Origin of the sequence: Nocardia sp. NPDC051030 (genome assembly GCF_040683015.1) — a bacterium.
Taxonomy (GTDB): Bacteria; Actinomycetota; Actinomycetes; order Mycobacteriales; family Mycobacteriaceae; genus Nocardia.
In genome coordinates, this window is the sequence record NZ_JBFBCD010000007.1 from 483,780 (window position 1) to 492,837 (window position 9,058).

Annotated in this window: 5 protein-coding genes; 1 reads left to right on the forward strand and 4 read right to left on the reverse strand. The window is 69.8% G+C overall.

Going from position 1 to position 9,058, the window contains the following annotated elements:
* Positions 1 to 20: 20 nt before the first annotated feature.
* Positions 21 to 1,295, forward strand: a complete 1,275-nt coding sequence (locus tag AB0N05_RS25540; protein WP_364698360.1) for an LLM class flavin-dependent oxidoreductase — start codon at positions 21 to 23, stop codon at positions 1,293 to 1,295.
* 60 nt (positions 1,296 to 1,355) lie between these two features.
* Here the strand turns inward: AB0N05_RS25540 and AB0N05_RS25545 are convergent, their stop codons facing one another.
* Genes AB0N05_RS25545 through AB0N05_RS25560 form a run of 4 tightly spaced genes read right to left on the reverse strand, consistent with a single transcriptional unit; the run spans position 1,356 to position 9,040 of the window.
* Positions 1,356 to 1,934, reverse strand: a complete 579-nt coding sequence (locus AB0N05_RS25545; RefSeq protein WP_364698361.1) for a helix-turn-helix domain-containing protein — start codon at positions 1,932 to 1,934, stop codon at positions 1,356 to 1,358.
* Positions 1,935 to 1,968: 34 nt separating this feature from the next.
* Positions 1,969 to 3,195, reverse strand: a complete 1,227-nt coding sequence (locus AB0N05_RS25550) for an FAD-dependent monooxygenase (RefSeq protein ID WP_364698362.1) — start codon at positions 3,193 to 3,195, stop codon at positions 1,969 to 1,971.
* Positions 3,196 to 3,225: 30 nt separating this feature from the next.
* Positions 3,226 to 3,798 carry a TetR/AcrR family transcriptional regulator gene (locus tag AB0N05_RS25555; RefSeq protein ID WP_364698363.1) on the reverse strand — a complete coding sequence of 191 codons (573 nt, stop codon included), beginning with the start codon at positions 3,796 to 3,798 and terminating at the stop codon, positions 3,226 to 3,228.
* A gap of 13 nt (positions 3,799 to 3,811) precedes the next feature.
* The gene (locus AB0N05_RS25560; RefSeq protein ID WP_364698364.1) at positions 3,812 to 9,040 is read right to left on the reverse strand and encodes a type I polyketide synthase; all 5,229 of its coding nucleotides are present in this window, start codon (positions 9,038 to 9,040) and stop codon (positions 3,812 to 3,814) included.
* Positions 9,041 to 9,058 lie beyond the last annotated feature (18 nt).

Genomic DNA, 9,058 nt, shown 5'->3' on the forward strand with positions numbered 1-9,058 from the left:
GAAGCAGGAGAGACAAACCCATGCGATTCGGCCTTTTCTACCATCACCAGCTCCCCAAGCCGTGGACGGAGGGCAGCGAGGAACGGCTGCTCAAGGAATCCCTCGAGCAGATCGAACTCGCCGACAAACTCGGTTTCGACTGCGTCTGGGAAACCGAGCACCACTTCATGGAGGAGTACTCGCACTCCTCGGCCCCCGAGGTATTCCTCGCGGCGGCAGCGGCCCGCACCAAGAACATCCGCATCGGGCACGGCATCGTCTCGATCCCGCCGGCCCTGAGCCACCCCGCCCGCGTCGCCGAACGAATCGCGACGCTGGACCTGATCTCCGGCGGCCGCGTCGAATTCGGCACCGGCCAGGGCAGCACCCAGCTCGAGGTCGGCGGCTTCAACCTGCAGCGCGAACACAAGCTCGACCAGTGGAAGGAGGCGCTCGACGTCATCACCCGGCTGTTCGTCGAATCCCCGTTCGGCGGCCACCAGGGCACCTGGGTCGACATGCCGGTGCGCAATCTGGTGCCCAAGCCCAAGCAGAAACCGCATCCGCCGCTGTGGGTGGCGTGTAGTTCCCCGGAAACCATCGAACACGCCGCACGCCAGGGCATGGGCGCACTGTCGTTCGCGTTCGTCAGTCCCGAGGAAGCCAAGGAGCGGGTGGAGACCTACTACCAGCTCATCAGCTCCGACGAATGCGTGCCGCTCGGCTACGACGTGAACCCGAATTTCGCGCTCACCATGCCGTTCCTGTGCCACGAGGACGAGGAGACGGCACTGGATCGCGGCGTGCACGGCGCGCATTTCTTCGCCTTCTCGTTCCTGCACTACTGGATGCACGGCCTGCACAAGCCCGGCGAGACCGATATCGCCAAGGATTTCGCGGAACTGCGCGACGCGTTCGGTTTCAGCCGGTATCTCTCACCCGAGACCCGTGAACAGATGGACCCGCTGCTGCTGGCCCGCGTGGACAATCTGCGCAAGGCCATCGGCACCCCGGAACAGCTGCGCCAGCTGGCCCGCTCCTACGAGGAGGTCGGCCTCGACCAAATGATCTTCCAGGTGCAGATCGGGAACACCAAGCACGAGCACATCTGCGAATCGCTGGAATTGTTCGCCAAGGAGGTGATGCCGGAATTCGCCGAGCGTCGGCCGGCTCAGGACGCGGCCAAGGCCGCCCGCCTTGCCGAGTCGATCGAGCGGGCCCGGCAGCGGCATCTGCCGCAGGTGCACGACACCTCGCACGTCACCATTCCCGCCGAGCACGCGGAAATGCTGGAGAACACCGACGACGAAGATTGATCACCACCGACAGCAAAGCCGGGGCCCGGGCACGCGAAATGTGTCCGGGCCCCGGCATGTTCACGCCCGTGCCGTTCCCGCGACGATGGCCTGTAGCGCGCGGGTCATGTCGGGGCCGGTCGGGGCATGGGCGGGATCGATCATCCACTGCACCATCACCCCCGTGACCAGAGCCTGATAAAAGGAGCCGACGGCCCGGGCGGTCGGCTCGTCGTATTGCTGATCGGTGGCCCCGAACAATTGGGACAGACCGCCCCGGCCGTGTTCCAGGGCATCGGCCAGACTTTCGCGCACGGACGGTACATGGTCGATTTGTGCCAGCACTTCGATATTGGCCATGCACAATTCCCGATCGGTGGCGAACAATCGGATCAGATCGGTCCAGACCGCTTCGTAGCGTTCCGCGGCATCGGCCAGCCGGCCCGCACCCGCCAGTGTCTTCTCGACACCTTCGCCCCACTCCCGCAGGGCATCGATCAGCGCCGCGTTGAGTAATGCTTCCTTGGAATCGAAGTGATAGCCAATGGAAGCCAAATTCGTGTGCGACGCGGCCACGATGTCACGCGCGGTGACCCGCGCGTAGCCCTTTTCCCGCAGGCACTTCTTGGCGCCCTCGAGCAGGTCTTCGCGATGTCCCATGCCCGCATTCTAACGCATGTTCCAGACAAGCGTCTTAAGCGGGTGTATAGATATTTCGGGCGGCCAGCGCCGGTTCGCGCGGATATTCCGGCACCAGATACCCGTCCGCCGGTACCGCCGATCCCGCCCGGCGCAGCTGACGCCAGAGCCCGGCCCGCCGCCCCAGTTCCGATCCGGGCGTGAGCGCGCGCCACTGCCCGCGGGCAATCTGCTGCGCGGTCGTGCTGTGCGGGCGCAACACTCGCTCGTAGCGATCGAACGCACCCGCCACATCGTCCGGCGTCGCGGCGATCTCACCGGCCAGCACATACGCGCCGACCATCGCCTGCGCCGTGCCCTGACCGGTCAGCGGGGATCCGCAACAGGCGGCATCGCCCAGCAGCACCACCCGCCCGCGGGACCAGCGCGGTAGGTCGACGCGCACCAGCTGGTCCAGGTAGAAGCCGGGGTCCAGGGACATTCCCGCGACAATGGCGCGCGCCGGCCGGCCACCGGCGGCCAGCCGCTGCGACACCAGCCGCCGCTGCGCCGGAGGGTTGCCGCGCAGCGCCGGATCGTGCGGCTGGCGCAGCCCGACCGTCACCATGGATTCCCCGGGCGCGGTTTCCACCCGGATATCGATATGGGCCGCGCTCGGCAGGAGACAACGCACCACCTCGTTCCGCACGGCCGGGCAATGCTCCGGTGTCGCCATCGTGAAGAACGACATATAGCCGTCGAGAAATGTGGTGAATTGTTCGTGCGGTCCGAATACCATGCGGCGCAGCGGTGAATACACGCCCTCGGCGCCGATGACGATGCTGAATCGTTCGGCGCCGCCGGAATCGAAATACACATCGACCCCGGCATCGTCCTGCACGATCCCGGAAATACTGTCGCCGTAGCGATAATCTATCCGGTCCAGCCGTTCGACCTCGGTCAGCAGCACATTGTTGAGATCGCCGCGGGGCAATTCGGTCGAGTCGGCCCGCGGCCGCCGAGCGGCCGGGATCCGTGCCGCCACCCGGCCGTCCGGCCGCAGGTAGGTGATGCCACCGCCGGGCAGGAGATGCGGCCGCAGCGCCCGCGACAGGCCCATCAACTCGGCCGCCCGCCGGCCCGGGCCGCGGAGGTCGACCACCTGGCCGCCACTGCGGCGCGCCGGGAATCGCTCGACCACCGTGGTGGCGAGACCGGCCCGGGCCAATTGCACGGCCACCGCATTGCCCGCGGTTCCACCACCGCTGACCAGCACCCGGAAATCCGTCGAAGAAATAGTCATCTGTTTCTACCTGTTCACTTGTTTCACTTCTCACATTTCGTGCAGCGTCTGCACGGCCAGCGCGATATCCGCGCCGGTCACATCGACCGCATCGGGGGCGATGATGGACAACATGGCGAAACCCTGAAATGTGAGGAAGAATAATTTCGCCACCGCGATCGCCTGCTCCTCGGACAGCCCGGAATGCTGTTCGGCCAAGGCTTTCCGGAGATCGTGGATGGCCGTCCGGGTGGACTCCCCCATGAATTCCTGCGAGTCCGGGGACCGCGCGACCAGCAGCGCGTTCTCCGCACTCAGCAGCATCGTTTCGCTGTGGCGATGCCGCACCTCGCACATGGCGTCCCAGATGGACGCCAGCGCCTGCCACAGGGTGGTGTCCGAGCCGGTGTGCCTGATGGCCGCCTCCAGCTCGTCACCCACCCCGCTGCCCAGGGCATCGGCGATGGCCTCGGTGATCAAGCGGTCCTTGGAGCCGAAGTGGTAGCCGATGGCGGCCAGGCTGACCCCGGCCGCCCCGGCGATATCGCGAGCGGTGGTCTTGGCGAGGCCGCGCCGCAGGATTGCCGCGCGCGCCCCGGCCAGCAGATCTTCTCGGTTTCCCATCGGAACGTCGCTTCTAGTTCGATGCCGCTGCCGCGGCGTCGAGAATGGCGAACAGTTCATCCGCGGACGCCGACCCCAGATCGATCTCCGCCGCCTCCGGTTCGACCGTGAGCCCGCGCCGCTCGGCCAGATGGTCTGCCAGCGCCACCGGGGATGGGTAGTCGAAGATCAGCGTCGGGGGCAGCCGCAGCCCGGCGGCAACGGTCAGCCGATCCCGAAGTTCCAGTGCGGTCAGCGAATCGAAGCCCTGCTCGAGGAAGCCGCTGTCGGCCACGATCGCGGTGTGCCGTTCGTGGCCCAGCACCGCGGCCGCCTCGCCGCGCACCAGATCCAGCAGGATCCGATGCCCGTCGGCGGCCGAGCATCCGGCCAGCCGCGCGGTCAGCGCCGCGGCCGGATCCTCGGCCTGCGCCTTGGCCTTTCGCGCCCGCACCGGGCGCAGCCCGCGCAGCAGCGGCGCACACTCGTCGTCGAGCATGGACGGGTCCACCCGCAGCGGCACCACCGTCGCGGCCGGAGTCCGCAGCGCGGCGTCGAACAGGGCCAGGCCGTCGGCCGCCGAGAGCGGCGGCAGCCCACGTCGGCGCATGCGCAGCCGGTCGGCGTCGCCGAGGCCCGAGCTCAACCCGGTCTCGACATCCCAGAGGCCGTAGGCCAGCGACACCGCGGCCTGCCCGTGGGCGCGGCGGTATTCGGCCAGCGCGTCCAGGAACAGGTTCGCCGCCGCGTAACCGGCCTGCCCGGCCGCCAGCACCTGCCCGCCCGCCGAGGACAGCAGCGCGAACAGCCGCAGCTCCCGCGCGGCGGTCAACTCGTGCAGGTGCCAGGCCCCGTCGGCCTTGCCGCGCAGCGACGCCTCCAGATCGGTAGCGGTCAGCGACCGCACCACACCGTTTTCCGCGATCCCGGCCGCGTGAACCACACCGATCAGCGGGCGGTCGGCGGGTATCCGGTCCAGCAGCTCCGCCAGCGCGGCCCGGTCGCTCACATCGCAGGCCGCGAGGTCCACTTCGGCGCCGAGTTCGCGCAGTTCGGCGACCAATTCCAGGGCGCCGGGCGCCCGCGGTCCGCGCCGCCCGGCCAGCAGCAGCGCCCGCACGCCGTAGTCGGTGACCAGATGCCGGGCCAGGACCGCGCCCAAGCCACCGGTGCCGCCGGTGATCAGCACGGTGCCGGTGCTCAGGTCGGGTCCGGCGATCGGGTCGCCGGGCACCGCCGCCAGATGCGGCACCAGCACCTTGCTCTCCCGGATCGCCGCCTCCGCCAGTCCGGCGGCCGCCACGTCGAGTACCCGCGCATCGCCGGTGCCGGAGTCCACGTCGAGCAGTCCGATGCGGCCCTGATTCTCCGCGGCGGCCGCCCGCCCGAGTCCCCAGATCGGAGCCTGGGTCAGGTCCACGACCTCCCCGTGCACGGTCATCGCGCGGCGGGTCAGCAGGATCAGGCGGGACTCGGCGAATCGTTCGTCCTCGAGCCAGGATTGGACGGCGGCAAGCGCTCGGAAGAGGATCGGGCGCAGTGCCGCCGGGTCGGTGTCGCCGTCGGCGGCGGTGTCGTAGCAGCGCAGGACGATCACGTCCGCCTCGGCAATGGCGAGCGGATCGTCCGCCCCGGCGAGGTCGATGATGCGGACGGACAGCTGCTCGTTCGCGGCGACCGCCGCCTCCGACCAGGTGACCCGCAGCAGGCTGTCGCGAATATCGGCGGTGCCGCGCAACGCCTCCGGCGCTATCGGGCGGGACACCAGCGCGTCCACCGTCAGCACCGGCCGACCGGTCCGGTCGGTGACCAGCATGCTGGTGGTTTCCTCACCGGCCAGGCGGCGGATGCGGACCCGCACCGCCGTCGCGCCGGTCGCGTGCAGGCGCACCCCCGTCCAGGCGAACGGCAGCAGGGTCGCGCCGCTGGAGTTCTCGTCCAGCAGGTCCACGTGCATGCTGGCGTCCAGCAGCGCGGGGTGGATCCCGTAACCGGTGGACTCGACCTGATCGGGCAGTTCCACCTCGGCGTACCAGTCGTCGCCGTCACGCCAGGCCCGGCGCAGGCCCTGGAAAGCGGGGCCATAGTCGTAGCCGCGGTCGGCCAGACGGTGGTAGGCCTGGTCCGGATCCAGTTCGCTCGCGTTCGCGGGCGGCCATTCGGTCAGCTCGTCCGCGGTGACCTCCGCCGCGGCGGACAGCACCCCGGACGCGTGCCGGGTCCACATCGCTTGCAGTGCAGCACCTTCCAGGCGGGTGTACACACCCACCGGGCGGCGGCCGGTGTCGTCGGCCGCGCCGAGCACCACCCGCAGTTCGAGCGGCACGTCGGCCGAGAGCACCAGCGGCTCCTGCAGCGTCAGCTCCTCCAGCACCGGGCAATCCACCAGATCGCCTGCGGCCAAGGCACATTCGACCAATCCCGCACCGGGGAACAGGATCGAACCGAAGATGGCGTGATCGGGTAGCCAGGACTGGGTATCCGGACTCAACCGGGCGCTCAGCAGCAGCTCGCCGCTGCCGGGCACGGTGGTCGCACCGGTCAGCAGCGCATGCGTGAGGGTGCGCGGACCGGTGGCGGCGGCCAGGCCGCCCACCTGTTCGGTGGACCAGAACCTGCGGCGATCGAACACTGTCACAGGCAGATTCACGGGCCGCGCGCCCCGCCCCTCGTACACCGCGGGCCACCGCACCGGCAGCCCGGCATTGTGCATCCGGCCCAGCGCGGACACGAACGCCCGGACCTCGGACTGGTCGCGCCCCAGCAGTGCCACCGTCTCCGCCTCGCCGGGCTCGAATCGGGCCCCGGCCAGCGGGCTCAGCACCGCATCGGGACCGATCTCGACGAAACACCGCACCCGCGACTGCGTGAGATGGTCGATCGCCTCTCCGAAGCGCACCGCGTGGCGGGCGTGCCGGACCCAGTAGTCGGCGTCCGGGGCCTGCGTGAGCGGTTTCCCGGTCACCGTGGAGACGATCGGAATCCGCGGCTCGGACATCGAAATCCGTTCGGCCACCGCCCGATACCCGTCGAGCATCGGTGTCATCAGCGGCGAGTGGAAGGCGTGCGAAACCCGTAACCGGCGCACCCGCACTCCCGCCTCGGTGAAACGGTCGGCGATGCGGTCGGCGTCCTCGGACGCGCCGGAGATCACCACCGCCCGCGGCCCGTTCACCGCGGCGATCCCGACCCGGTCGGTCAGCAGCGGCGTCACCTCCGCCTCGTCCGCCGCGATCGCGATCATCGATCCGCCCGCCGGTAATGCCTGCATGAGCGCACCGCGCGCCGCCACCAGTTCGGCCGCGTCGTCGAGGCCGATCATGCCGGACACGTGTGCGGCGGCCAGCTCGCCGATCGAATGACCGGCCAGCACATCGGGGGTGACGCCGACCGATTCCAGCAGCCGGAACAGCGCCACCTCCAGCGCGAACAATGCCGGTTGGGTGAATTCGGTGCGCTCCAGCGTGTCCGCGTCCTCGCCCCACATCACCTCGAGCAGCGGACGCGGCAGCCGGTTCTCGAAGGCCGCCGCCACCTCGTGCAGGGCCGCGTCGAACACCGGGAACTCTTGGGCCAGTTCCCGTCCCATGCCCAACCGCTGCGCGCCCTGACCGGTGAACAGGAACGCGGTGCGGCCCGGCCGCGGCGTCCCGCTCCACACGTTCGCGCGGTTCGCACCGGCGGACAGCGCGCCCAGCCCGGCGAGCAGTTCCTCACGGTCCTGCGCGACGACCACCGCGCGATGCTCGTGCGCGGCCCGGGTGCTCGCCGCGGCGGCCACCTCGAACGGCTCGACATCGGTTGCGGCGGAGAGACTCTCACGCCAGGACTCGGCCTGCCCGCGCAGCCCGGAGCGGCTGCGGCCGGACACCAGCACCGGCGATGCCGACAGCGGGGTGCGCGGTGGTTCCGCCTCGACCGGCGCGGCCCCGATGATCACGTGTGCGTTGGTGCCGCTCATTCCGAACGACGACACCCCCGCATAGCGGGCCACGGAACCCGTTGGCCAGGAGCAGGTTTCACGCAACGGCCGGACCGCACCCGCCGACCAGTCCACATGCGGGGTGAGCTCGTCCAGATGCAGGATCCCCGGCACCACGCCGGACCGCAGCGCCTGCACCATCTTGATCACCCCGGCGACCCCGGCGGCGGCCTGGGTGTGGCCGATATTCGACTTGATCGAGCTCAGCAGCAGCGGATTGTCGGCGGCGCGCTCGCGGCCGTAGACGGCCAGCAGCGCCTGCGCCTCGATGGGATCCCCCAGCGTGGTGCCGGTGCCGTGCGCCTCCACCACGTCCACCTCGGCGGCGCTCAGCCCGGCCGCGGCCAGGGCCTGCCGGATCACGCGCTGCTGGGCCGGGCCGTTCGGCGTGGTCATCCCGCTGGACGCGCCGTCGGAGTTGATCGCCGACCCGGACACCACCGCCAGCACCGGATGCCCATGGCGGCGCGCCTGCGACAGCTTCTCCAGCACCAGCACGCCCACGCCCTCCGAGCAGCCGGTGCCGTCGGCCGCCGCGGAGAACGATTTGCACCGGCCGTCGCGGGCCAGACCCCGCGCGGCATTGAAGAACATGAACATCTCCGGGTTCGCCATCACGGTCACTCCGCCGGCCAGGGCGAGCGTGCACTCCCCCGTGCGCAGCGCCTGCGCCGCGAGATGCATCGCGACCAGCGACGAGGAACACGCGGTGTCCACCGTCACCGCCGGGCCCTGCAGGCCGAGGGTGAAGTTCACCCGCCCGGTGACATCGCTGCCGCCGCTGGTGCCGAATCCGTAGTCGTGGTACATGACTCCGGCGTAGACGCCGGTGGCGGACCCCTTCAGCGAGGTCGGCGCGATACCGGCCCGTTCCAGGGCCTCCCAGGACACCTCCAGCAGCAGCCGCTGCTGCGGGTCCAAGGTCACCGCCTCGCGGGGTGAGATCCCGAAGAACTCGGCATCGAAATCGGCCGCGTCGTAGAGGAATCCGCCTTCCTGGGCGATGCTGTGCCCGGGTTTGCCGGGTTCCGGGTCGTACAGGTCCGCCAGATTCCAGCCCCGGTCGGCGGGGAACGGCGACACTCCGTCGCTACCGGAGGCGGCCAGGTCGAACAGCCCCTCCGGGGTGGTCACACCGCCGGGGTAGCGGCAGGCCATACCCACGATGGCGATCGGATCCGCGGCCGCCGCGGTCAGTTCCGCATTGTGCTCGCGCAGTTTCTCGTTGTCCTGCATGGCCTTCCGCAGGGCGTCCACGATCTTCTCGACTGAAACATCCATTTCTCTGCTCCCTCCGCG